Raw genomic sequence first — 22321 nt, forward strand, 5'->3', positions numbered from 1 at the left:
TGGTCGTTAACGATGCCGCGTGTTTACTGACTAAACGCGGCGCTCTTGAGTCCATCGCGAGCAAGCTCGCTCCTACAGAATCCTTAACTGAACAGCATTAAGCACTAGTCTGGGCTTTTTCGTGTCAGGACTTCCGAAACTTTAGGCTGCCGCGGTCCTCAACCGAGCCTACTACAGGAGCTGTCTACTGCTGATCAATTTCGATCTTCTGAGTCGGGTCGGGGCTGTATTTTTGACGCTTCAGCTGCGGATCACTCGAGGCTAGGCAAAAGAAAAATATCTCTGCTTCCCCACAGCCACCGTGTAGCGCGCATTCACTCGCCTGCATATGGTCGAGGAGGATCTCCCTTCCCTGGGACACACAAAACGCGTTTGCCTCCTTCAAAGCTTGCCCTTTCGCGGAGGCAGGACCACCGAAAGGAACACGCGTTGAAATCGTGTAGGTGTCTGGGCCAACTTTTATGGGGCCAGAGTCAGCACATCCCGCCAACATCGCCACCGCCAAAGCTCCTACGAACAATTTCATGTCGTTCCCTCGTTAAGATTTGGCGGGACTTTATCGCCAACGAGGGAGCAGCACGAAAGCTGCGTAGGAGTGGGGGTCTTCAGGTTCGTGGACAGCTTGATATCCAGGTGGAATGTCGATTCCGAGTGACGGCAATTGGCCGATCTCTGCCTTCCACGATCGGCTGAAACCGCCCCAAAGCAGTCGGTGGGAACCGGCAGAAACGGGCCAAAAGCGGCCCTTGGGCGAACGATAAGTCCATCATTTTCTGCATTAACTAAAGTTCGGTTCGGTCAACACATTGCGCCCTGACTGGCGCAATCGCATGCGAAAAAGATAATCACGAAGATTTGATGTTTTTTTCAGCCACTGCGCACTTTCGGGCACGCGTTCCAAATAATCGAGCATAGGCGTCAGGATGGCGTCCGCCATGCTGTAGTCCGCCCCGCAGAAAAATGGCTGCCCGTCCAAATGCTTCGCCAGCAGCCCAAGTGTCTGGATCGCCATTGGCTCGGCGGTAGCCACAGCTTCTCTATCGATAGGGCGTGACGGCTGCGCAGGTGAAACCAGCAATAAAAGATAACGACGTATCAGTCGATCATCGGCATACATCGCCAGGGCAGCGGACCACTGATCGACCTTTACCTTCTGGGCCAAGTCTGCGGGTCTTAGAGAAGTATGCGCAAAGGCTTCATCCAGGTAGCGGCAAATGGTGGTTGTTTCGATTACGTTCCGCTCACCATGCAGCAATACCGGGACCTTGCCAAAAGGATGCAGTGCTTTGTGTTCAGGGCTGTGGAGCGTGATCGTTTTACCATCCACGTGCATCCCGTGTGTGTAATCCAGCGCTTTCTCTTCGCAGTAAAGTCTGACACTACGTACGAAGGTGCTAAATCCAGGTCCCAGTATGTGCAATCTCATGAGTAGCTCCTTGAGGGAAGAGTCGGCAATTCTGGTCGGTATGACTTTATGTTCAAGAACATAAAGTCCCGTTTTGTCATACTCCATCTCACGCTTTACTGAGGAGAAGATGTATGCCCTGGCCTGCTACACAGCGCGCAACCACTCGACAGATGATTCTGGATAGCGCAGCGCGACTCTTCGCACTAGAAGGTTTCGAAAAAGTCAGTATCGACTCAATTATGGAGAGTGCCGGATTGACCCGGGGGGCCTTCTATAGTCACTTCGCATCCAAAACGGAGCTTTACACCGAAGCTATTAGAAATGCCGCGAACGCGGGGGGCGCGATACTGGAGGAGGCTGGTAAAGACGGTTTACAACAGGTAGTGAAAGACTATCTGCGCATGGACCATCGGGATGCAAGCCGTATGCACTGTCCGTTAGCTTTCATGGTCAATGATGCTGCTCAGCAGGACGGAGCCATCCAGGAGAGCTACACCCAAGTGCTCGCAGCTTTCATTACACGCCTGGAATCCGGACTGAAATCGACGACAGAGACGGATACACGCCAGCATGCTGTGCAAATTGCCGTAGGGATGATTGGTGGCTTGGCACTAGCTCGAGCTGTGGCCGATGACCAGTTGGCGCAAGAGATTCTCACAGCCTGTCAACAGGGATGTTTGCAGCTCGTTGAGCTATGACATGACTTAGCAAGCAACGAAACGACCGTATTGGGTCGCACGCGGCCCCACGTCAGAGGCAGAAATCGGCCAATAGAAGACCTCGGGCGCGCTGCTAGACTCCGCAATGAGGCCAAAGACAATGCCGCCATTCCTACTCGCCTCATTTCGTGTTTCTGGCGCGACACTCAAGCAAAACAGGGAGTTACGCATGAGCAAGGAACGTTATGCGACAGAAACGACGGAAAATACTACGCCACTTCTGCCGTCTACTTATAGTTAGCCACCATCAATAAGGAAGCCTCATGGAATCTCATAATCCCTACTCCCCACCCACCGCAGTGGTTCTCGAACTCAACGAACAACCAACTGACGAAATGATAGAAAACCTACCGATTTCTGCAGTTTGGAAAGAGCGCTTCAAGGCAATCGCTCATGCAGGCGGGCCAAAGCTACCCAACCTCAAAAATCTTCCAAAGCCGGAGCGAAGAAAAGCCTTCTCTTTTAACATATTGGCGTATCTCTTCGGCCCAATATATTACCTATCCAAAGGAATGTGGAAGAAATCAATCACATACTTAATCTTGTCAGTTGCCATTGTTATAGCCCTAAGTCTTCTTCTAGATGCGCTCGGATACCCCGAATTATCCAATGCCCTTAAATATGGAGTAAGTGCATTTTATGCACTCCGCGCAAACATAGACTTTTACAAAAAAACCGTCCTACATAGCAACGGATGGTGGTAACAGCTAACAATGCGCTCAACCACCGCTTACTTCGTTTGAAAACTGGGCGCATATTTATTTCTTCTACTCTAATCGGCCTCTCCAAGACGGCAGCCCTGGGTTTATTTCAGCCGAGTCCAGCAGACAGGCTTTGTCCGGCAGCTGCCTCTCGTCAACGTCAGTTTCCGGCCAGCAGCTGACTGTCGATTTCGTCTGAGGAACATGCATGTGCATAGCATTTGACCAACTGCTTATTAGGATTAAAGTCTAAGGGAAAGATCGACCCCGTCAGTCTTTGATCCGCAACGGCTATCGCCACGCAGGTTCCTCAATGGCAGGTACAGAAACGGAGTATTGCTCATGATCAAATACCTTCGAATGATGGCAATGATTTCAATCCTCGCGATCACGGCGGGCTGCCAAATGGGTCAATCAACTTCCGCCTCTGATGCGATGGCTGCTAACGCGGAAATGGACCGCGAGGCGAAAGCGGCGTTACAGAGTTTGTATACCAAAACGCCGCAAGCGCGCGCCCTCGCGCAGCGAGCCAAGGGTATCCTCGTTTTCCCTGATGTGCTGAAAGCGGGCCTCATCGCCGGCGCACAGCATGGCGAAGGCGAATTGATTGAGAACGGAAAAGTGACGGGCTACTACGCGACCACAGCAGCCTCATACGGCCTTCAGGCGGGCGTGCAGCGGTTTGGATACGTGATGTTCTTCATGACCTATTCAGCGATGAACGATCTGAAAAATGTTAATGGATTCGAGGTCGGCGTGGGCCCAAGCATCGTGGTCGTAGATTCAGGCATGGCCAAGTCGATGACTACTTCAACGGCTCAGTCCGATGTCTATGCGTTCATCTTTGATCAAAAGGGCTTAATGGCCGGGCTGGGATTGCAGGGTTCAAAAATTACCAGGCTCAATCGCTGAGGCCGTCTGCATGTCGTTTACACAGAATTTAGTTGTGTTGCATCGACCTGCTGAATTCACAATCCCTAGCTGCCCTTAGCGGAGGGCAGCAATGGGTCGAATAGCGACCACCAGCCATTGTGACTGATCCACCCTTGTCCTCCCCTCAACGTGGAGGACGAGCCATGAACACTATTGCTAGATACAGCCATCAGCCTTGGAACAAGGGAAAGCTTGTCGGGCAGAAAGCTCCGCTTCGAGTCAGAGATATCTGGGCCATTCGAGTAAGACTTCAGCTTGCTGAGAAGACGCGTGATTTGGCGCTCTTCAACTTGGCCATCGATAGCAAGCTGCGTGCCTGTGACTTAACCAAGTTGCGAGTCCGAGACATCGCTCATGGGGAGCATGTGTCGTCACGGGCCATCGTGATGCAGCAGAAAACTCAGCACCCAGTGCAATTTGAAATCACTGAGCAAACCCGAACGGTTCTGGAGGCTTGGATGCATCGGGCTCGTCTCCGCAGCGAGGACTTCTTGTTCCCGAGCCGATTGCACGCCTCAGACCATCTTTCCACCAGGCAATACGCTCGAATAGTCAAAGCGTGGGTGACAGCCATTGGCCTTGATCCAACCATGTACGGTACCCACACGCTACGGAGAACCAAGGCATCGTTGATCTATCGCAGGACGAAGAACCTGAGAGCTGTCCAACTCCTGCTTGGTCATACGAAGCTTGAAAGCACTGTCAGATACCTGGGAATTGAGGTCGATGATGCCCTGGAAATGGCAGAACAAACGGAGGTCTGATCATCCATAGTGACGGTCGATGCTAGACCGTTGCTATCCGACCCAATGCGGACGCTGACCAGCATTTGGTTAAGGGGCGGGCTTTAGCCCGTGCCAGTGAGCGAAGCGAACGGTTTGAACCAGTTGTTATGCATGTTTTACTAGCCGTTTCTTTAAATGATACAGGTTAGTCCCGATTGGTCGATCCTCAAGAACACCATAAATCTCATACCCATGCCGCTCATAGAACTGTTTAGCATCAACGGTTTTTAAGAATGCAACTACTGCCCCATTGTTGGCGCCAATCGTTTCTGCTTTTTCCAATAGCATAGAGCCTACTTTTTTACCGCGATGAGATTCCTTAACCCAAAAGGTGTCAATTTCTAAGCCATCCCAGTAACAATTACAGCTTATTGCACCGATGTAGTCGCCTACTTCATCGTGTGCAACCACCATAAATATTTTATCTTCCGATTCTGGCGGTAGATTTGGATATTGGACTCGAAGATATTCTGAAAACCTATTATTCAGAACTCCTTGATCCTTTTCCGTTGGAGAATCCAATATATCAATCTTGATTTCCACTTTATTGCTCCTGTCATTCAACTTTGAGGTGCCGTACGGCTTTTGGCATGACAATTAATTTTGCGACATGCGATGTCGCATAACTTTCCATGTTCATGCGTAATCCCTTGAGCAATCAAAAAATCGAGTCTGTAAACGCAGCATCAAGAAGGGGGAAAGCGGCATATTTTTTTGCACATTACTGAATGTATTAGCTGCGTGTCCATGGTCTGCTTTTGGCCGACTTCTGCCTGTCACGACTGTCGGAAATCGACCATTGCAGACATTCCTGAATGTTTTGACCCAGCTCGACATCAAGGACAAATCAACACCCCTTGTCTTGCCCAAGATGCCCCTTCCATTAGCCCAAAGCGCCCGATATGCGTGTCTTGTGCCGGACAGCTAACTAACCACCGTTGCGCCTGACTTGCCCACAATGTGCCGGGCTGATACTCAGCAGATCGCAAAGTCGGTCGAAGCCAGGCGCAGCCTGCACGTTGTGCAAGGAGCGCTGCGAATGTGCAGATCGAATAACGCTCCATGCTGTGGCGCGAAGCCGGGTATCGGTGCCGACGCTTTCAGCGACTTCGAGACGATGGTCAGGGCAGAGATTGAAGGCTGGTTTTGAAGGTAGTGACCACACGGTTACGGCCTTCGTGTTTAGCGTGATACAGGCGTTGATCGGCTGTACGCAGGATTACTCCGATGGTGTCGCCGTCGCGGCCGGATTGCGATACGCCGATGCTCACTGTGACCGCGGTCGACCGCTGCAGGCCATGAAAAGAATTATTAGCAACGGTGCTTCGCAGACGCTCAGCGATTACGTGCGCGCCTTCAAGTGAAGTTTGAGGCAGCAGTATCATGAATTCTTCCCCGCCCACTCGGGCTACGCCGTCATACGGCCGGATCGAGTCGAGGCATATCTCCACGAAACTCTTCAGGATGTCATCGCCAACCTGATGCCCGAAGCGATCGTTGATGGACTTGAAATTATCCAGATCGAGTGCCAAAACGGAGAACGGCGCACTGCCGCGCAGGGTCCGGCCAATTTCGTCTTCGACCCGCTCCATGAACCGACGCCGATTATCAGCGCCTGTCAGTGGATCGGTCGCTGCAAGGTGTCCGAGTTCTTGATTGGCGCGCTGGAGTTCCTGCAGGGCGCTCTCGGTATACGCCATCGACTCGGCAAGACGCACCATCAACTCCTCTTGGCTGTAAATTTTCGAGAACGACCGTGTGGTGAGGAACGCTTGCACTACCCCATAGCTCAACATGAAGAATCCACCGGCGAAGATCGCATGAGCGAGCCACCACATGTGGTTCCACGGACGCGCAAGGATGAAGGCAAGAGATGACAGCGCGAACGCGGTGACCGAGATGATAAAAATCATCATCAGCGGCGAATGGATACGGCGCAGCAGGAGCATTATCACGGTCAATGTGGAAAGAACGAAGGCACCACCTTCCATCGAGAGGCGCACCGCGAGATTGCCGGCGATCGGCGAATACGCGACGTACGCCACTGCCACGTCAACCAGCAGGAACAGTCCTATCCAGGTCAACCAGGAGCGGGCCTTCATTCGTTGGTCCGCGGCATCAGGTGGGCGGTGGTACGACAGCATTCCGACTAACAGCAGAATCGACATGACCAGTCGAGAGGCCGGTCCATAAAGCAGGAAGAGCCAGATATTGTTGTGTGCCTGCCCAGTGAACGCACCGTGCAACGCGTAGATCAGGACAAAACCGAGAAAACCAAGCGTCATCCATCGCAGTAGCGGATCTCCCGATGACTGATAGCAGCGCCACGTTACGTATGTAACAAACGAGCCCGCCAAGGTGGCTGCCGTGATCGCAACTATATGGAACAGGTGATTCTCGAATATAAGCGTGGGGTCCTGAAAGAAGTATAAGTAGCCAATCAGATAGGCCGGAACAAGCGCAAAACCTGCGAGCAGCAAGAAGGCGTAAACCTTGACTATGAGGCGAACGGCTTCAGGTGGCTCGCCAATGGCGATGGGATTGCTCATGGTTCCCTCCAGGTTTGAATCCATTTAGCCAGCACCGGTCCGGTGTTGGAGCCACCTGCATGCCAACGGTCCCTCGCATCATTACGCAAGTATGGGATGGAGCGATCTACGGCATTTCAATATTAGACTCCTTACCAATTTCTGCTGCAGAAGCCGGTAAAAATGTTCACGCGAACGCCATTAACCACTAACGAATGTCTCGTTGTTTTCATCGGCCAAGGGTTAGCTGTCCTTCCTCCAAATCAGGCGGCTAACAGCCAGGAGCAGCCGCGGACGCATGTCTATTAAAGTGGGGGGCTCGCAGGAAAGGTGGTTTGTCACTTCCTGCGATTATCTTGGGGGCGCCTGGTTCGGGACTACGCTAAAGCCATGCGGATCGTCGATCAATTGTGACCGCACTGTTCGCGCTGCGTCCGTCCCTTGGAGCGCCCAATGCCGCCCATCATCACGCGCCTGGTGGCGCTGTTTGTTTTATGCCTGACTTTTGAAGTGCCAGCCCAGACCGACGCTTGTCCACCTGGCGAAAAACAAGTGTGCCTGGATGTTTGCATCTGCTTGCCAGATGACATCTACCAGGTCGCGGCACCCGCCCTGGCGATGTGGCTCACCCAAGCCCGCGCTGAAGCAGCCAACGCCGACATCCAACCCATTCCACCGTACATTCGGGAGCAACTGCTGCGCTGGTACGACCCGAGCGTCCTCGATGCCGTGCGCTACAAAGTCAGCGACAACGACCAATTCACTGCCGCCACAGCCATGCTGCAAAACCCCGATGTCGGTGCGGTGACGCTGATCGACATCATCCTCTTCCGGGACGCTCAAACCGCAGAACAGGACATCGCGCTCTGGGCTCACGAACTCAAGCATGTGCAGCAGTACCAGGAATGGGGGGTAGACGGATTTGCCCAGCGGTATACACAAGATTTCAATGCCGTGGAGGCGCCGGCTTATGCCATACAGGCTGAGGTCAGACGGTCGGTGCGGGAAGGGACTCACTGAAGGGGGCCAAGCTGTCTGTCATTACCGGCGAAAAGCAGTCGTCTTATTGAATAGCGTTGCCCAGGTTTTCAAGGGTGAATGCTGCCCGTCGCGAAGGACAGCAACCGCCCCAAAGCCGACTGCGATGACAGGCGGCTTTGGGATTGAAACGGTCATGTAAGCGGTTTTTTGCGTTTGCTGACGACATAACCAGCCGTTTGATAGACGACGCTAGCCTTTGCCTTTGCCTCCGCTGCCGCTGCTGCTACCGCTGCTACTTCCACTGCCACTTCCACTGCCGCTGCCGCTGCCACTGCTACTTCCTTGGTCATTGTTGACCTTGACCTGTGGCCCGACGCCATCTCCCGTACGGAATGTCGGTAACGCAACCGAGGCCACGAATTTCACGCCGTCCCAGCTGGGCAAGGGTGTGGGCATCAACTGGATCTGGCCCGGGTGCTCAGAGTCCCAGCGCAACAGCATCGACGTGTCCTCATGCTGGGTGTTGTGGCAGTGCTCCATATAGGTACCGACAAACTCACGGATACGTATGGCCATTTCGACATTGTCGCCGCTGTCCGGATCGGGGCCTATCCGATAGATATCTTTGCGCGCCCCTTTTTCCCATTCTGGTGGTGTTTTGCCACCTCGAGTGAGAATGACCCCTTCCTCGAAGTGCACATGCACCGGGTGATCCCAGCCATTGCCGCCGTTCTGGATCTTCCAGATTTCCAGCGTGCCTTCCCCCTTGAAACCTGCCGGTGTCGGGCCAGTGGCCAGTTGTGGCGCGGCTGAAATCCGGCGCGGGTCCATGTTGAAACCTGGGCCGCCATCGGTCTTGATCGTCCATGGCGCAAAATCTGTTCCGTCGGAGCGGCCAAAGATAAAGGTGCGGTGCCGCGCTTGGGCAAGCCGGGCGATATCGGCAGGGTCATCACGGTGCAAGGGCAGCGGGATCATGAACCTGCCCTCGGGCTTGCCAGGCTTGGCGGGCTCGAAATCGACCGGGTTCAGGCTGACATCCTGGCCGGTGTAAGGCTTGACGTTCAGTTGCATGAACAGGCCCACGCCCGGGTCACCGTTGACCCACTGTGGCCCGTGGCTGGTTTGCCTGACGACGGGCAGGTACTTCCCGGAGAGTACATCCGCCAATGGAATGTCACGATTGGGACGCTTGCCGTTTTCATGCTCCTCGATGTTGACGAAGAAAATCTTGTCGCCCGGATTGATGCCGTTTTTCGCGAAGTCGACGACGATGTCATAGCGTTCGGCAATGCCCAGCATCGGCAGAATGGCATTGTTGTCCTGTTTATCGCCGTCGCCGTCCAGGTCCAGGCTGCCATCGAACGGCACCGCGTGCTCCATGATATTGCCGTCGTTGGCAATCATGTGGAACGGCACCCGGTTATAGGAAACCCCGGAGTTTTTCGGGCCAGGAAACTCGCCACCATTACCATTGACCTGGCGCACCACCGCCAGCTTGAAGTAGCGAGAAACCGCTCCGTTGAGAATCCGGAAACGGTAGCGGCGGGCACGTACGTCCAGGAAGGGCTTGTACTCCCAGTTGGTCAGCACCTGGTCACCGAGAAAACCGTCGGTGTTGAAGGGGTTGAACCACAACTGTCCGGCCTGATCCCAGGCCTTGTCGGCGATCGTCAGGTTGATGTCATAGTCGCGGTTCCCCCAACCCAGCGCCGAACCGCTGGGCAAGCGCAGGTTGACCCCGTCGTCGACCGATTCGTTGCCACGGTCCACGGCGCTGTAGTAGTTCATCATCGTCGCATTGCCCTTGTAGACATTTTGCGCGGTGAAATCGAGCATGTGGTCGTGGAACCAGTGGGTGCTCATGGTTTCGCGCCAGTCGCCACGGATCTTGATGGTGCCGTTGTTGCAGGTCTTGAAGCCGGGGGTGGCGTCGTTGACGAAAAGGATTTCACCGGGGTCGCACGGGAACGCTGCCCGCGGGTCCTCGGCCTTGGTATTGATGGAGTCGTAACCGGCCAACTGGATTGGCCAGCGATAGTCGTAGTACTGGCCCGGGAAGAAGAACGCGTTGGTAAAACCGTCGCTTTCCGCGGGCGAGTGGCCGTTATGTTCATGGGTGGTGATGGTGTGCAAGCCAAAGCCCCGGTTGGCCGATGGGTCAATGGGCAAGGCATCGTAATGACGCATCAGCATCGCCTGGCCATAACGCACCTGGAGCAGTTTGGGCGGAAAGGTGCCGTCGAACGTCCACAACGCATTATGGTCCTGGACAGGTAAGTTGGGGTGAAACTGCACTTGAATGCCCTTGGTTGTACCCTCGTTGGCCGGGTCGCCGTTGGTGTTGTGATAGAGCCCGCCTGGCGCGAATTCCCCCACGGCGTAGTTATGCCGTTGCATACGATCACGCAAGCCGCTGTTGACGTGCGCGCCCGCTTGCACCGTCTTGAAGGCGTTGCGCGGGAGAAACTCATTGAAACGCTGGTGCGACCAGCCTTTTCCCGGTGGCCGGCCTTCTGCGGGCGAATCGACCCGGCGATTGAGGAAATCCTCGATCTGCGCCTTCCAGGGGTTGCGGTCCAGTACATTGGAGAACTCTGTCGGGAAGGGCGTCAATGCCGGCTGCCTGAGAAAGGCATCCAGTGCAGCCGGCGACGGGCCGCTACGCGCCACCTTCAATGGATCTTGCGCCGGTGCGGGGCCGACCGTCGGAACCGGAAACGGAACGGGTGATGGCGGGTCGGTCGGATCCAGTTTGTTCGAGCCGAACTCCTCGAAAAGCTCAAGCTTCTGGGTGAACGCTTGAGCCCCGAACACTGGGCTGGCATTACCGTTAGTGGGGATGTTGAAGCTGGGTTGCAGATCGGGTGGCAGCACATTGTCGACCAAGGGGGTCGTGCGGTCACCGACCACGCCATTGGGTAAGTCAAAGGCGCCAACGTTTGCACGAGGCTGCTTGAGCAAGTCCCGCAATGCGGCATTGGGGTCGGCGGGCTGATTGGTGAATGCCGACGGGTCGGTAGGAGGCGGTGGATCGGTGTTGTCGAGGGGGGCTGCCTGGGTCTGGGAAAAGCCCAGCCCCAGCATGATCGCGGCAGCAGAGATACTCAGCGCCAGCCTGGTTTTGGACAATGGACTAGTTTTCAACCTTCCGGTATCTAGTTTCATCGCAAACACCTCTGACTGGTTCTTCGGAGTGCGTGGCAATACAGGGGCAACGAACCACTGCGTCTAGCCCGGCTGGCGAAACGGTTGATTTCGAGCCGGGATATTGACGACGCAACTTTCCTGCCAAAAATGACAGGAAGTGACCAATGGCTCTACGCCATCCCCCCCCTTGCCTGCTGGCTTTAAGCAGGCGTATGAGAAACCGGGGGTAAAGCCCCGATGACGGGGTATATCCCCCAATACAGGGGGCGATTGTGTGGGGTATGGATGCAGTTAGCCTTGGCGAAAAGGTGGGTTGAGAGCCTGGTGGTACAAAATTGGTACGAGCGAAATTGAAAGCTGGCGTAACCTGTTGTCTTGATGACGACAGCCCCCAGTCAAGTATGTGGGGCGCACAACATCAAAGGTGAATCGGAGCCGCGGTCCGCAATAGAAACCGCGGCGACCGATCAATCAGGCGGCGGGGAGCAGGCCTTTCTGTTTGGCGACATGAGTCGCCAGTGCGTCCATCAAGTCCGGGGACAGGCAGTCATAGGGCTCCAGGCCGATCGAACGCAGGCGCTCGCGGATAGCCTTCATCTGCGCTGGCGGTGTGCCGGTTTCGATGATGGAGGACACGAACGCCGCGAATCCCGGCGCAGCCCAACCGCTCTGTGGCGAAAGCTCGGTGTGGACGAAGTCCAGGCCATAAAACGCATGGTTCTTGTTCTCGATGCGCCCAAAGAGATGGGCGTGACACTGCTTGCAGGCGTGGCGCTGGATGGTGGCGGTTTCGTCGACAATCGCCAGTTTTTCGCCGTGGGCAATGACGCTGACCTTATCTCGAGGCACCACGGCGATGACGGCGAATGTCGCGTTTTGTGGTTTCCAGCATTTGCTGCAGCCGCACGCGTGGTTATGCAGAGTTTGTGCGTCGATCTTGACCTCGACTTTGTCGGTCGCACACAGGCATTGCAGGGTGCCACCTGCGAAATTCGCGGCGGCGGGTTGAATACCATTGTCCGGTGCAGGGTGAAGTTGCAAGGTGCTCATGCTGGCGTCTCCGTTTCAGGGTGTCAGACAAAAGTGCCTGGGGCCGTGCCCCAGACTCGTAGTTCATCGGAACTCGATGACGGCCCGGATCAATTTGCCTTCATGCATCAGATCGAACCGCGGCGGATTTCGAAAAAGACACAGTGCATAAACGAGTGACCTCCTTCGGTACGACCGGTCGGTTACCCAGATCAAGAATAGTCTGCGATGACACCTCGAGCGCGGCTCGGGCCAGTGCACGGGCGCTGGGGTGAAACAGGTGTAAACCTATTTCAGGACTAGACAATGTTCTGTAAGCAATGGCTGATTGTTGTGTTCGGGCGGTCACGCAGGTGCTGGAAAGCATTGCCTACCGATCCGGAATCGGTTGCGACACAGTGTGTTGTCGGATTTTTCCAAACTGCGGGCCATTCCGTTGCACGATGGTTGCGAGCGCAGACTAGGGAGTAACTTCATATGGACGCTGAAGGCGCCTGTGTTCTTCTTTCTGTCTATTTCGAAGTCAGTTGAGGACGACGTGCGGTACTCGATTCAATGCGTGTAAAGCAACAACACACCCACCCGAGATCGGAGGGAAGACAAGAGACTAGAGCAGTCGGACGACTATGGCGGCGGCAAAGATTGTTAGTGCCAGGGCGGCACCGATGCTGAACGGCACCACAGCAGAGCGGATCGCGTTCGGGGCGGGTCTACGCATCTCTTCGGCAAAAGCTGCAACGTCGCGGTGCAGTTGTTCAATGCTGGATTGATTCGTAGGTTGTGTGGGCATGCTGCTACTTCCTGTGTGGGTCACGAGTCGTGTCTGCTGTGGCGAGTACGAATGCTCAAAACTTCGCCCAAAGGCTGACAGCGGCGACGATAGCGGTCACCGTACCAGCCCCCACCGCGATCGGGGACCAGAAGGTCTCTTGCCTGAGCTTGCGTTCTTCTGCCGTGAGTTTTCGGGTTTCGGCCATGGACCTTCGGATTTCGACTTGTAGTTTATCGAGCTCCAGATTGTTGCGGTCGTTTTGTAGCAGCTGCCGAGCCCGCGAGGCTGCGTTCGGCTGCGAAGCAGTCGCAAAATCAGTCATTGCGGTACGTCAGGCAGGCCGCGTCAGCTGGACTCACGACTGCTATGCAGCCGAACGCAGCCTCGCGGGCTCGGCAGCTGCTACAGATCGCATTACCGCTTAACTGACTGGCATTAGCCGGTGCCCCCCCTTTCTGCGCCGTCAATATTTCCCGTTTTTCACTCTTGGAATAGTGGGTTACTCCTGCCGAAGTTGTAGGCAAAATCCGAGAATGGAGCCGAAAAAGAAAAACTGATCGCTCACAACACCTTCCCCAAGTGCCAAACGACTCTGTCCACAGTCAATTGGCTAAACTTCATGAGTAAACCACGTCGCGAAGCCCTGACAGTCAGGAGGCGAGCATGAGCAAACAACCTCAACCCCAAAGCCGCTCCAACCCCCAGCCCAGATCCCGTCCGGTCGTGCCGAACCTGCCGAGCAAAACCGGCAACAAGTCCGGTGGTTTGCGCGGTAACTATCCGCCGAAGAAGTCGTAATGACCTTGGGTGTACGACAGGCTTTGCAACGGAGTCTGTCGTACACCCCCCGCCAATGCAGCATTACTTGCCTCTAAATCTGCCATTGTTCCCCCCATGCCCCGCCAACCAATTCAAGAATGATGGCAAACGGCTATGCTCCTCAGGATTTCTCAAATACACCTCGACCATGGCGGCAACAGATTTGCCCCAATTGCTTGAGCGATAAAGAACTTGTGGCGAGGGAGCTTGCTCCCGCTGGGCTGCGAAGCGGCCCCAAGAAGGGGACTGCTATGCAGTCCAGCGGGAGCAAGCTCCCTCGCCACAGGGTCGGTATCAGATCCGCCCCTGCTTCATCCTCACTCAACTACATGGAGTAAACGTGAATGCCCTTCCCCCCTCGTTTCCTCGACCACTACCGCAAAGCCGATCGCATCATGCTGGGCCTGATCTGGCTGATGTTCGTCTTCGCGCTGGGCCTGGCGTTCTGGCACGACACGTTCAAGCAAGCGTTGTTAGTGGGCGGTGGCAGCAGTGTGTTGTTGACGGTGTTGTATCGCGCCATCGGCGGGTCGCGGTTAATGCGCTGTTTTCTGGGTGTTGGGTTGATGGTGATGGCGGCGTTGCATATCAATCAGGCCGAGGGGGTCATTGAGTCGCACTTCGGGATTTTTGCGTTGTTGGCGGTGCTGACGTTTTATCGCGACTGGTTGCCGATTCTGGTGGCGGCGGCTGCGATTGCCGTGCATCACGTGGTGTTTCATGTGCTGCAGCATCAGGGTTTTCCGGTGTATGTGATGGCGCATCACGGTGGGTGGACGATGGTGTTCGTTCACGCTTTTTATGTGGTGATGGAGACGGTCGCGCTGCTCTATCTGGCGGTGCACAGCCAGGCCGATGCGGTGGAGAGCCAGGACATGCTGGACAAGATGCTCGCCACCACGTCGCAGTTCACCGCCAATGCCGAACAGGGTGACAAGGCGCGGGTGCATGTGTCGCTGGCGCAGCGTTTCGATCAGTTTTTGATGCAGATCACCGCGTTGGTGGACGGGGTGGTGCGTGACTCTCACGGTTTGGGTCAGTTGGGCCAGGAGTTGGCCAAGGCGAGTAATACGCTGGAGAAAGGCGCGAAACACCAGTTGACGGAAATCGCGCAGATGACGGGGTCGATGCAGCGCATGGGCGATGCGATGGAGCATATCGCGGTGCATGTCGAGCATGCCGTTGAACATGCCGGCCAGGCCAGTGCGCAAGTCACTCGCGGTCAGGAAAGCGTGAACCGGGCGCGGCAGGAAATCACTCAGTTGGCGTCGCGCCTGGAAGGCACCAACCAGACCGTGCAGGTATTGGCGGGACAAGCGCAGCAAATCGGCACGGTGCTGGAGGTGATCAGCAGCATCGCCGAGCAAACCAATCTGCTGGCGCTCAACGCGGCTATCGAAGCGGCACGTGCCGGCGAGCAAGGCCGGGGCTTTGCCGTGGTGGCCGATGAAGTGCGCAGCCTGGCGCAGCGCACGGCGGTTTCCACCAAAGAAATCCGGACCATCATCGAGGCCTTGCAACAAGGCAGCCGCAAAGCGGTCGAGGCCATGCAGGACAGTCGCGAAGGTGTGGAGCGCTGTGTCGAGGACAGTCAGTTGGCGGCGGCGATGTTGCAGGCAGTGGGCAGTGACATCTCGCAGATCGATGAACTCAATGGACGGATTGTCACGACGACCCGCGAACAATCCACGGCGAGTTTCGAGATCGTCGGGCGCTTGCAGTCGGTGCAGAGCATTGCGCAGAACACCGCGGACGATGTGGAAACCCTGGCGTCGAGCAGTCGGCGCTTGCCACCTATTGCCACGCGCCTGGATGCACTGGGGCGTACGTTTCATCAATGATGGAGCGGTGGTTTACATGAACAATTTTTCATCTTGTAAATCACAGCCTTACATCGCTTGATGGAGTAACCAAGCCTCAAACAGAACTAATGGTTTATTCGCAATCTACTGACAATCCCATCACATTTCGCCGGATAGCCTTGTTGCTCCAGCCGCTTCTCCGTCACCACGGCGAGCGCAACGTGCGAAATAGTGATGAAAAATTCGTTAGTCAGTTTTCTGAAAAGTGACCAGGGTGCGCTGATCCTTCTGCTCGGCGTATCCGCATTGCTATTGCTGTTCGGGTTGGGGACAAGGGAGCTTTGGGGGGCGGAAACGCGCTGGGCGAACATCGCGCTGCAAATGTTGCAAACCGGCGATTATTTCGACCCCTATCTAAAGGGCATGCCCTATTACGACAAGCCGCTGCCCTCCTATTGGTTGATTACCGCCACTGCCCACCTGATGGGTGGCCTCGGGCACTGGTCGCTGCGCTTGTCTTCGGTTCTGGCGGCCTGGCTGAGTATTTGGCTGGTCTATTTGATCGGTGAAAAGTTGTATAGCAAAGGCACCGGCCTGATTGCCGGCTGGTTTCTGGCGACGACGTTCTTTTTCGTGTTCTGGGCGCGGGTTGCCACGGCCGACATTTTAACGGTTTGCGGTGTGTTGGCCGCTGTCTGGTGGTATTGGCGCGGCCCGGACGACACCCGGCTGAGTCGCTACATCGTATTTTTCCTGATGCTGGCACTGACGTCGCTGTTCAAGGGTTTGATCGGGTTCATCCTGCCGGGGCTGATGCTGTTGCCGCACCTGCTCAGCGAGAAGCGCTGGAAAAACCACCTCAATCCACGCCTGTTTCTGGCGATGCTGGTGGGCGGTGTGGTCTACATGCTGCCGTTCATGCTATCGCACCGCTATGGCACGCCGACTTATGGGCCGAGCGGGCTTGGCCTGGTGTTTCAGGAAAACGTGGTTCGATTCTTCAAGCCGTTCGACAACATCGGCCCGATCTATACCTATCTGCTCTATCTGCCGGTTTACACCCTGCCCTGGGCACCCTGCTGGATACTTGGCCTGTGGGTGGCCGTGCGCAGCTGGAAGCACACCGAACCCAATGTTCGCTGGCTGATTTGTGGCCTGGGATTGCTGTTTCTGTTCTTTACCGCCAGTGGCAGTCGACGCAGTTACTACGTATTGCCGCTGGTGCCGTTTGCCCAGTTGCTGGCGGCCTGGTGGGTCACCCGGCGCATGGCCGTGCGTCAGGCTGCCGGTAAAGTCAGCGGGCCGGGTTGGACGAAGGGTATTGCCGGGGCGGCAGGTCTTTTGTTTTTGATTCTGGGCGTTGTCTATCCGTGGACCAACGGCGGCGCCGGCGGTGTCATGCAATTCACCCAGGATGTGCGTGCCGAAGCGATCAAGACGGCGCCGTGGAACGAATGGCGCATGGTGCTGGTGGATGTCGACAACAAGCTGCCCATGTACCTGCAAAATCATGGCGCTCCGTTCTATTACGTGCTCCCGGATTCGGACATTCCCCAAACAGGCGACAGTGCTGCACTGATGGCGTGGCTGGAAAAGAAAAGTGGCGAGACCTGGAATCCCGAGCGCACGATCATCGTCGAGCAGTACAAGGACCTTGAACAATTGCCGCTGGAGTATCTGACGGCGGACCATCGGTTGATCACCACCAAACCCAACAACGGCGCACGGCTGTTTCATGCGCATGAGAATGGCAGTGCGGCGTTTATTCCCAGTGGGAAAACGGCGGCTAACCCCGTGCCCGGACCAGTTGCAGCGCAAGCCTCGGTTCAATAGATGTATTGAGGTGATCAATCAACGAAACAGGGCGCTACGCCTTCCTTGTAGCAGCTGGCGTAGCCTGCGTCCGGCTGCGTAGCAGTCGTAAATCCGGCTTGCACGATCTCTCTGACGTACCGCGAACTCTGATTTTGCGACTGCTGCGCAGCCGGACGCAGGCTACGCCAGCTGCTACAGGTTGCGTTGTGGCTTAACTGATCGGCATTAGCCTTGCAGACGCTTTTTTTTTCGTCCGCATCCAGTCCACTGGTCGTACCAACATTGCTCTGTAGATTCAATCTATCTACATTTGAATCTATAGATGCAACACGAGCACACGAACATGGCCGTCCTCGCCCAAGCCCAATCCTTTACCAAAAACCAATGCGTCACCGGTCTGCGCGCCGCTGTGAGCATCCTTGAAAAGTGGCAGGCCACCAGCGATCAGGCCTGTCGCATCCTGCGCATCTCCCGCAGTACCTACACCCGCGCCCGTCAGCGAGACCCGGATTGGGCGGTGGCGCTGGATGCGGACCAGATGCAGCGCATCAGTTTTGTGCTGAACATTCATGCCACATTGCGGCTGGTGTTCGATAACCCGGAGAACGTCTACGGTTTTGCCTCGATGACCAACGACAATGAGTTTTTCAATGGTCGTAGCCCGCTGGAGATCATGGCTCAGGGCGACATGATTTCGCTGTATGAAACCTTCCGCCGCATCGACATGCTGCGGGGGGCGCAATGGTGATGGCGAGTGAACTGGCGGTGTTTGCCGGTGAGTCGTTGCAGGCTTATCGCCTGGTCAACTCGAAGTTTCCGCCCATTGCGCTGTTTGATGATGTGGCGGACGCGGATGAGTTTGAGGTGTTGTTCGAGATTCAGGCGCTGACCAATCCGCGGTTGAAGAATGAGGTCGGTCATCTGGAGTTGATTGCACGCAGCGAGATCCCGTTCGGGATTGCGGGTTGCTCTTATGCCATCGCGCCGTTTACTCATGTGAACCCGGCGGGTTCGCGCTTCAGTGACGGCAGTTTTGGCGTGTTGTATCTGGCGGATTCAATGGAAACGGCACTGGCCGAGGTGCGGCATCACCAGGCTCTGTATTGGTCGAAGGTGCCGAGCCTGAACTATGAGCGGTTTGTGTTTCGGGGGTTGGCTTGTGCTTTTGGCGATGCAGGGATGAAGGATGCTACTGCACTGCCGATGAGCGATCCGGTGTATGCGCCGGACGACTACAGCCATTCCCGTGTTCTGGGGCGGGCGGTGCGGGACGCCGGTTGCCCCGGCTTGCGTTATCACTCGGTGCGGATGCCGGGCAGTCATTGCTGGGCGTTGATGACACCAAGGCCCGTGTCCTCGATCATTCAAGCGGCGCATTACGAGATGGTCTGGAATGGGCAGATCACCAGTGTCAGCCAGATCAGCGAGGCTTGATAGCTTTGCGATAACCCTGTGGCGAGGGAGCTTGCTCCCGCTGGGTCGCGAAGCGGCCCCAAAAAAAGGGCTGCTGCGTAGCCCAGCGGGAGCAAGCTCCCTCGCCACAGAAAGTCCCCTCGCCGCACACGCAGTGTTCGATCCATTGACTGCGTCGATAGTCACCATTGATTCAATGAAGTTCTCTTAAAAAATCCACGGCGTAACATCTGCTCCATACCACCCCATAAGCACCCCCGGAGCACACCATCATGAAACGCCAGACCCTCCTCAGCATCGCTTTCTCGGTTTTCGCAGTTAACGCTTTCGCCGCAACCTCCGCTCAACCTGTGGTCGCTGAAGGCGGCTCGGATCGCCTGATTGAAAGCCGTGTGGCTGAAGGTGGTTCCGATCGTCTGATCGAGAATCGTGTGGCTGAAGGCGGTTCGGATCGCCTGCTGGAAAAACGTGTTGCCGAAGGTGGTTCCGACAAACTGCTGCAAAACCGCGTCGCTGAAGGCGGCTCCGACAAACTGCTGCAAAACCGCGTTGCCGAAGGTGGCTCTGACAAACTGCTGCAAAACCGCGTCGCTGAAGGCGGCTCCGACAAGCTGCTGCAAAACCGCGTCGCCGAAGGTGGCTCCGACCGTCTGATCGAAAGCCGCGCCGTCTGAATGCAGTGCTTTACCGCAGGACTCAACGAAAAGCCCGGCCTCAACAGCCGGGCTTTTTCGTGCGGGTGATCAATTCGTCCGTAGTTCATGCGCTTTCGCGAAGCGCGAGAGACTTATCTTGATGCCGACCAGGATGGGTGCGGCAAAGACGAACAGCAGGGCCACGGCGAAGAACGCCGTGTCAAAGGCAATCACTGTGGCCTGACCCGACACCGCCTTACCTAGCAGGCTCATGGCTGCCCGGCCAGCAGCCACCTGATCCATGCCCTTCCCTGCCAGCATCGCGGTTGTGGTCGTCAGCCGTTCGATGACCGCGTGCCCCCCAGGGGTGACGTTGGCGCCGAGGACCACGCCATTGCTGACCAGGTGATGGTCGATCAAGGTCTGCAGCCCCGCGACGCCCATCAAGCCACCCAACTGGCGCCCTGTATTGAACAGGCCGATGCCGCTGGCCAGGTTGCGGCTGTTGAGGTGGCTGAAAGCAATCAGCGTGATCGACAGAAACAGGAAGCCAAGGCCCAGGCCGCGCAGCAGGATGGCCGCCATCATGTCATTGGTGCCGCTTTCGCTGGTGGAACCGGAGAGCATCCACATTGCCGCCATGATCAGCAGGATGCCCAGGGGCACGGTCGCCACCGGCGGCACGCGGCGGACTTTGAATAACCAGGCAGCGATGAGCAGCGAACCGACAAAAAACCCGCCGCTGGGCAACAGAAGCAGGCCGGCATCGGTCGGTGTGAAGGCGAGTACCGACAGGGCGAACGCCGGGATCAGGTAGGCGCTGCCGAACAGCGCGGCACCGGCGACGAAACTGACGATAAAGGCAAAGGTGAAATCGCTTGTTTTGAACAGGCTGAAATCGAGCAGCCCCTGGCCGTTGGCCAAAACCTGTTGGCCGAGAAAGGCCAGCAGCGCGGCGGCGCCAATCACCGTCAGCAATTGGATGCGCGGTTCCTCGAACCAGTCCCAGCGACTGCCCTGGCTGAGCACGTAGGTGAAACACAACAGTGCGGCAGCGAGCAATGCACAGCCGAGCCAGTCAAACGAACATCGCCGGCCCCTGGCGGGCATGGGGTGCTCGGCGATGAGCAAAAGGCCGATCGCCGCCAAAGCCAGCGGCACCACGCTGAAGAAAATCCAGGTCCAGGACTGGCTGTCGATCAACCACCCTTGCAGGGCCGGCGCGAGGGTCGCGGACGCGACCACGGCCGCCATGGCGAACAGGGCTTGCAGGATCGGCTGAAGGGCGCGCGGATAACCGCGAAATATGATCGCCTGGCCCGCCACCAGCAAAGTACCGCCGGCGAAGCCTTGCAGGATGCGCAATGCGATCAGCAACTCCAGCCAGGCGGTAACGGCAGCCACGCAGCACGCCAGGCCCATGACCAGGGTGGCGCCGATGATCACGTTGCGCGCAGAAAACCGCTGCATCAGCCAAGGGGCGATCATGAACCCGATCAGCTTGAGTGCGATGTAGCCGACGTCCAGCCAGGCGAATTCATCAGGCGTGGCATAAGTGTCGCCGATGATGTCGCCGCGTCCGAGAGCCAGCACGGTGCTGGCGATCGCTTCGGTCAACGTGGCCAGGACGATGCCCGCGATGAGCAGCACGCCGGTCGTCGGTCTGGCGCTGCTCATGAGCCGACCCCTTGCGAAACCTCTACCCGCGCAGACAGGCCCGGCACGATGCGCCCCGGCAGCGGGTTGCCAGCCAGGCGGATCTTCACCGGAACGCGCTGCACCACACGCACAAAGTTCCCGGTGGCGTTGTCGGGCGGCAGCAGGCTGAACGCCGAGCCACTGCCCGGTGCAAAGCTGTCAACCACGCCATCGAGTGCCGCATCGGGGTAGCCATCGACGGTGACGCGCACGTGCTGGCCGGGGCGAATATGTTCGAGCTGGGTTTCCTTGAAATTCGCCACGACCCACACATCGTTGACCGGCACGATATCGAGCAGGGAGACGCCCGGCGTGACGAAGCGGCCGAGGCGAACCTGACGGTTACCGACCACACCATCCACCGGCGCATGTACCACGGTGTGCTCGAGATCAATCCGGGCGAGATCTCGCGCGGCTTGTGCTTGCGTCACGGCCGCCACGGCAGCCTCCCGTTCGGCCACAAACACTGTGATGCGTTGTTGTTGCGCCTCGACCGTTGCCGAAGCGGCCGATACCGAAGCCGCGGCTCTGGATTGCGCCGTGCCGGTTTCATCGACCAGGGCCTGGCTCACCGCGTTGCTGACGATCAGTTTGCGGCTGCGGTCGTGGGTCTTGGCCGCCAGGCTCATGTCGGCGGTGGCCGAGCGCCTTTGTGCTTCGGCCTGTCGGATCAGCGCATGCTGAAGCTGAATCTGCGCATCGACATGGGTCAGGCGCGCCTGGGCGGCGCTGACGTTGGCCTCGGCTTGCGCAAGTTTGGCGCGATAGTCGCGGTCATCGATACGAAACAGCACATCACCCGCGTGCACGGCCTGGTTGTCCCCGACCTCGACCGCCGTGACATAGCCGGCGACCTTGGCGGCCAGCGAGGTGACATCCCCGCGTACATAGGCGTTGTCGGTCGAGGTCACGCCACTGGAAAACGCCATGACGCCCCAAACCGCCACGACCATCACGGCCGCGACACACAGCGACAGGCCGATGGCCTTGCGCTTGCTGCGCCGCACCACGACCTCAGGCATTCCGGTACTTGCGCCGGAGGCAATGGCGGCCTTGTCCTGGAGCGAGTTCATTTTTTCATTTCCTGTTCAGTGCCAAGAACTTAAGCAGCCACTGGGCGGCATGATCTGCCG

General features: G+C 56.8%; 21 protein-coding genes. 11 read left to right on the forward strand and 10 right to left on the reverse strand.

The genetic code is table 11. The annotated features are described in order from the left end of the window. Window positions 1–184 precede the first annotated feature (184 nt). Window positions 185–526: a hypothetical protein gene (locus AC07XF_RS19645; protein WP_495027770.1), complete on the reverse strand. Its 342-nt coding sequence runs from the start codon at window positions 524–526 to the stop codon at window positions 185–187. Window positions 527–778: 252 nt separating this feature from the next. Beyond that, the gene (locus AC07XF_RS19650) at window positions 779–1426 is read right to left on the reverse strand and encodes a glutathione S-transferase family protein (protein WP_225603497.1); all 648 of its coding nucleotides are present in this window, start codon (window positions 1424–1426) and stop codon (window positions 779–781) included. 113 nt (window positions 1427–1539) lie between these two features. On the opposite strand from AC07XF_RS19650, the gene AC07XF_RS19655 reads away from it, so the two are divergent. From AC07XF_RS19655 to AC07XF_RS19670, 4 genes are all read left to right on the forward strand, one after another. Further along, window positions 1540–2106 (forward strand): TetR/AcrR family transcriptional regulator, encoded by a 567-nt coding sequence (locus AC07XF_RS19655; RefSeq protein ID WP_007995252.1) that lies wholly within the window; start codon window positions 1540–1542, stop codon window positions 2104–2106. Between the two features lie 284 nt (window positions 2107–2390). Further along, the gene (locus AC07XF_RS19660) at window positions 2391–2831 is read left to right on the forward strand and encodes a DUF2628 domain-containing protein (protein ID WP_495027771.1); all 441 of its coding nucleotides are present in this window, start codon (window positions 2391–2393) and stop codon (window positions 2829–2831) included. Window positions 2832–3170: 339 nt separating this feature from the next. Next, the gene (locus tag AC07XF_RS19665) at window positions 3171–3740 is read left to right on the forward strand and encodes a lipid-binding SYLF domain-containing protein (RefSeq protein WP_030131011.1); all 570 of its coding nucleotides are present in this window, start codon (window positions 3171–3173) and stop codon (window positions 3738–3740) included. Window positions 3741–3904: 164 nt separating this feature from the next. Beyond that, window positions 3905–4525: a tyrosine-type recombinase/integrase gene (locus AC07XF_RS19670; RefSeq protein ID WP_223507891.1), complete on the forward strand. Its 621-nt coding sequence runs from the start codon at window positions 3905–3907 to the stop codon at window positions 4523–4525. A gap of 126 nt (window positions 4526–4651) precedes the next feature. On the opposite strand, the gene AC07XF_RS19675 is transcribed toward AC07XF_RS19670, so the two are convergent. Continuing rightward, window positions 4652–5089: a GNAT family N-acetyltransferase gene (locus AC07XF_RS19675; RefSeq protein ID WP_495027772.1), complete on the reverse strand. Its 438-nt coding sequence runs from the start codon at window positions 5087–5089 to the stop codon at window positions 4652–4654. A 578-nt stretch (window positions 5090–5667) separates the two neighbouring features. After that, window positions 5668–7095 carry a GGDEF domain-containing protein gene (locus tag AC07XF_RS19680; protein WP_495027773.1) on the reverse strand — a complete coding sequence of 476 codons (1428 nt, stop codon included), beginning with the start codon at window positions 7093–7095 and terminating at the stop codon, window positions 5668–5670. A 432-nt stretch (window positions 7096–7527) separates the two neighbouring features. Here AC07XF_RS19680 and AC07XF_RS19685 point away from each other — a divergent pair, with 432 nt between their 5' ends. After that, a complete protein-coding gene (locus AC07XF_RS19685) occupies window positions 7528–8094 on the forward strand; it encodes an eCIS core domain-containing protein (RefSeq protein WP_495027774.1) in 567 nt (188 codons plus the stop codon). A 210-nt stretch (window positions 8095–8304) separates the two neighbouring features. Here the strand turns inward: AC07XF_RS19685 and AC07XF_RS19690 are convergent, their stop codons facing one another. From AC07XF_RS19690 to AC07XF_RS19705, 4 genes are all read right to left on the reverse strand, one after another. Next, on the reverse strand, window positions 8305–11223 hold the full coding sequence (locus AC07XF_RS19690; RefSeq protein WP_495027775.1) for a multicopper oxidase domain-containing protein: 2919 nt from the start codon (window positions 11221–11223) through the stop codon (window positions 8305–8307). Window positions 11224–11676: 453 nt separating this feature from the next. Further along, window positions 11677–12255, reverse strand: a complete 579-nt coding sequence (gene gfa / locus AC07XF_RS19695) for an S-(hydroxymethyl)glutathione synthase (RefSeq protein ID WP_495027776.1) — start codon at window positions 12253–12255, stop codon at window positions 11677–11679. A 586-nt stretch (window positions 12256–12841) separates the two neighbouring features. Next, on the reverse strand, window positions 12842–13024 hold the full coding sequence (locus tag AC07XF_RS19700; protein WP_495027777.1) for a hypothetical protein: 183 nt from the start codon (window positions 13022–13024) through the stop codon (window positions 12842–12844). Window positions 13025–13079: 55 nt separating this feature from the next. Next, entirely contained in the window at window positions 13080–13328 is a 249-nt protein-coding gene (locus AC07XF_RS19705) for a hypothetical protein (protein ID WP_495027778.1), read from the reverse strand. Between the two features lie 341 nt (window positions 13329–13669). Here AC07XF_RS19705 and AC07XF_RS19710 point away from each other — a divergent pair, with 341 nt between their 5' ends. From AC07XF_RS19710 to AC07XF_RS19735, 6 genes are all read left to right on the forward strand, one after another. Beyond that, window positions 13670–13804, forward strand: a complete 135-nt coding sequence (locus AC07XF_RS19710) for a hypothetical protein (RefSeq protein ID WP_495027779.1) — start codon at window positions 13670–13672, stop codon at window positions 13802–13804. Window positions 13805–14169: 365 nt separating this feature from the next. Then, window positions 14170–15666 carry a methyl-accepting chemotaxis protein gene (locus tag AC07XF_RS19715; RefSeq protein ID WP_495027780.1) on the forward strand — a complete coding sequence of 499 codons (1497 nt, stop codon included), beginning with the start codon at window positions 14170–14172 and terminating at the stop codon, window positions 15664–15666. 195 nt (window positions 15667–15861) lie between these two features. After that, window positions 15862–17460 carry an ArnT family glycosyltransferase gene (locus AC07XF_RS19720; protein WP_495027781.1) on the forward strand — a complete coding sequence of 533 codons (1599 nt, stop codon included), beginning with the start codon at window positions 15862–15864 and terminating at the stop codon, window positions 17458–17460. Between the two features lie 325 nt (window positions 17461–17785). Next, window positions 17786–18190 (forward strand): antitoxin Xre-like helix-turn-helix domain-containing protein, encoded by a 405-nt coding sequence (locus tag AC07XF_RS19725; protein ID WP_495027782.1) that lies wholly within the window; start codon window positions 17786–17788, stop codon window positions 18188–18190. Further along, on the forward strand, window positions 18184–18876 hold the full coding sequence (locus AC07XF_RS19730; RefSeq protein ID WP_495027783.1) for an RES family NAD+ phosphorylase: 693 nt from the start codon (window positions 18184–18186) through the stop codon (window positions 18874–18876). The genes AC07XF_RS19725 and AC07XF_RS19730 overlap by 7 nt, the downstream gene beginning before the upstream one ends. 251 nt (window positions 18877–19127) lie before the next feature. Beyond that, the gene (locus AC07XF_RS19735) at window positions 19128–19529 is read left to right on the forward strand and encodes a hypothetical protein (protein ID WP_007996958.1); all 402 of its coding nucleotides are present in this window, start codon (window positions 19128–19130) and stop codon (window positions 19527–19529) included. Window positions 19530–19598: 69 nt separating this feature from the next. Here the strand turns inward: AC07XF_RS19735 and AC07XF_RS19740 are convergent, their stop codons facing one another. Both AC07XF_RS19740 and AC07XF_RS19745 read right to left on the reverse strand, forming a co-directional pair. Continuing rightward, the gene (locus AC07XF_RS19740; protein WP_495027784.1) at window positions 19599–21167 is read right to left on the reverse strand and encodes a DHA2 family efflux MFS transporter permease subunit; all 1569 of its coding nucleotides are present in this window, start codon (window positions 21165–21167) and stop codon (window positions 19599–19601) included. Then, window positions 21164–22261, reverse strand: coding sequence for an HlyD family secretion protein (locus tag AC07XF_RS19745; protein WP_495027785.1), 1098 nt, complete (start codon window positions 22259–22261; stop codon window positions 21164–21166). The genes AC07XF_RS19740 and AC07XF_RS19745 overlap by 4 nt, the downstream gene beginning before the upstream one ends. Window positions 22262–22321: the final 60 nt, after the last annotated feature.

The organism is Pseudomonas sp. GW821-FHT01C01 (assembly GCF_059422645.1).

Bases quoted from the DNA above. Each gene is read 5' to 3' on its own strand.
- AC07XF_RS19705 (WP_495027778.1), bottom strand. From the start codon at position 13,328: ATGACTGATTTTGCGACTGCTTCGCAGCCGAACGCAGCCTCGCGGGCT.
- AC07XF_RS19665 (WP_030131011.1), top strand. From the start codon at position 3,171: ATGATCAAATACCTTCGAATGATGGCAATGATTTCAATCCTCGCGATC.
- AC07XF_RS19700 (WP_495027777.1), bottom strand. From the start codon at position 13,024: ATGCCCACACAACCTACGAATCAATCCAGCATTGAACAACTGCACCGC.
- AC07XF_RS19725 (WP_495027782.1), top strand. From the start codon at position 17,786: ATGGCCGTCCTCGCCCAAGCCCAATCCTTTACCAAAAACCAATGCGTC.
- AC07XF_RS19680 (WP_495027773.1), bottom strand. From the start codon at position 7,095: ATGAGCAATCCCATCGCCATTGGCGAGCCACCTGAAGCCGTTCGCCTC.
- AC07XF_RS19685 (WP_495027774.1), top strand. From the start codon at position 7,528: ATGCCGCCCATCATCACGCGCCTGGTGGCGCTGTTTGTTTTATGCCTG.
- AC07XF_RS19645 (WP_495027770.1), bottom strand. From the start codon at position 526: ATGAAATTGTTCGTAGGAGCTTTGGCGGTGGCGATGTTGGCGGGATGT.
- AC07XF_RS19690 (WP_495027775.1), bottom strand. From the start codon at position 11,223: ATGAAACTAGATACCGGAAGGTTGAAAACTAGTCCATTGTCCAAAACC.
- AC07XF_RS19730 (WP_495027783.1), top strand. From the start codon at position 18,184: ATGGTGATGGCGAGTGAACTGGCGGTGTTTGCCGGTGAGTCGTTGCAG.
- AC07XF_RS19735 (WP_007996958.1), top strand. From the start codon at position 19,128: ATGAAACGCCAGACCCTCCTCAGCATCGCTTTCTCGGTTTTCGCAGTT.
- AC07XF_RS19720 (WP_495027781.1), top strand. From the start codon at position 15,862: ATGAAAAATTCGTTAGTCAGTTTTCTGAAAAGTGACCAGGGTGCGCTG.
- AC07XF_RS19715 (WP_495027780.1), top strand. From the start codon at position 14,170: ATGCCCTTCCCCCCTCGTTTCCTCGACCACTACCGCAAAGCCGATCGC.
- AC07XF_RS19670 (WP_223507891.1), top strand. From the start codon at position 3,905: ATGAACACTATTGCTAGATACAGCCATCAGCCTTGGAACAAGGGAAAG.
- AC07XF_RS19740 (WP_495027784.1), bottom strand. From the start codon at position 21,167: ATGAGCAGCGCCAGACCGACGACCGGCGTGCTGCTCATCGCGGGCATC.
- AC07XF_RS19660 (WP_495027771.1), top strand. From the start codon at position 2,391: ATGGAATCTCATAATCCCTACTCCCCACCCACCGCAGTGGTTCTCGAA.
- AC07XF_RS19655 (WP_007995252.1), top strand. From the start codon at position 1,540: ATGCCCTGGCCTGCTACACAGCGCGCAACCACTCGACAGATGATTCTG.
- AC07XF_RS19710 (WP_495027779.1), top strand. From the start codon at position 13,670: ATGAGCAAACAACCTCAACCCCAAAGCCGCTCCAACCCCCAGCCCAGA.
- gfa (WP_495027776.1), bottom strand. From the start codon at position 12,255: ATGAGCACCTTGCAACTTCACCCTGCACCGGACAATGGTATTCAACCC.
- AC07XF_RS19745 (WP_495027785.1), bottom strand. From the start codon at position 22,261: ATGAACTCGCTCCAGGACAAGGCCGCCATTGCCTCCGGCGCAAGTACC.
- AC07XF_RS19650 (WP_225603497.1), bottom strand. From the start codon at position 1,426: ATGAGATTGCACATACTGGGACCTGGATTTAGCACCTTCGTACGTAGT.